Below are 758 nucleotides of genomic sequence, written 5' to 3'. Positions count from 1 at the left end.
TTACTTTTTTTAGCATGTTTTACCTCCATTTTTAATAATCTATGTGTTAAATAAAGATTTAGCTGATACTGAATGGCAAAATCTTTCCCTCACAAGCAACTTTCAAAACGATCTGTTTTATCGCAGAAAAGGAGGGAAGATTTATGTCGAAGGTGCTATACAGCCAGCCAGCCAAATTGCGGCTAATCAGCAGACTACGATTGCTACTCTGCCGGAAGAATATCGCCCCGATCGAACGGCTTATAACGTATGTCAAGGCGGCGGGATGAACCGTTTTTATTTAACTGCGAACGTCGATGGTTCCTTGGTTATCCAGAAATACGGTACAACGCAGGATATTCCAATACCTGCAGGTGTGTGGTTATCAGTCACAATTGATTTTCCAGCTTAATTTACAAAGAAAGTTATATTGAATGGAAACCAACTTCCAGAATCCACCGTATCATATGCATCAAAACTATCGCGAGACCTGGAAACACTTACATTGCCTGCATCAGAAACCTCAAAGTACCAAATAGATCTTGAAGACCCCTGACATAGCTCTGGGATATTCACGGGCGGTCTGAAATCTTCTGGAAGAGTAAAAATTGTAATCGGATCCTGCCCAACAAAAGTATTTTTTGTCGGCTTTACCGCTCCGCATATCTCTACCAATTTTCCTATTTTTCGATAACGTGGCTTCCATCCGCTTGCGTATTCCACAAATCCACCAGAAATTGTAGGATAAATCCAATCTGTATCGATTAAATCTTTATTTA

At 40.1% G+C, this 758-nt stretch carries 2 protein-coding genes; one reads left to right on the top strand and one right to left on the bottom strand.

All coding sequences use genetic code 11. The features are described from left to right. Positions 1 to 43: 43 nt before the first annotated feature. Positions 44 to 391 carry a hypothetical protein gene (locus JMF81_RS07045; protein ID WP_201310750.1) on the top strand — a complete coding sequence of 116 codons (348 nt, stop codon included), beginning with the start codon at positions 44 to 46 and terminating at the stop codon, positions 389 to 391. On the opposite strand, the gene JMF81_RS07040 is transcribed toward JMF81_RS07045, so the two are convergent. Further along, positions 388 to 758: hypothetical protein (locus JMF81_RS07040; protein ID WP_330611489.1), on the bottom strand; the 371-nt coding region annotated here is incomplete at its 5' end. The two genes, JMF81_RS07045 and JMF81_RS07040, sit on opposite strands and share 4 nt — an antisense overlap.

Source organism: Anaerostipes butyraticus (genome assembly GCF_016586355.1).
Taxonomy (GTDB): domain Bacteria; phylum Bacillota; class Clostridia; order Lachnospirales; family Lachnospiraceae; genus Anaerostipes; species Anaerostipes butyraticus.
This window is presented reverse-complemented; position numbering and strand designations above follow the sequence as displayed.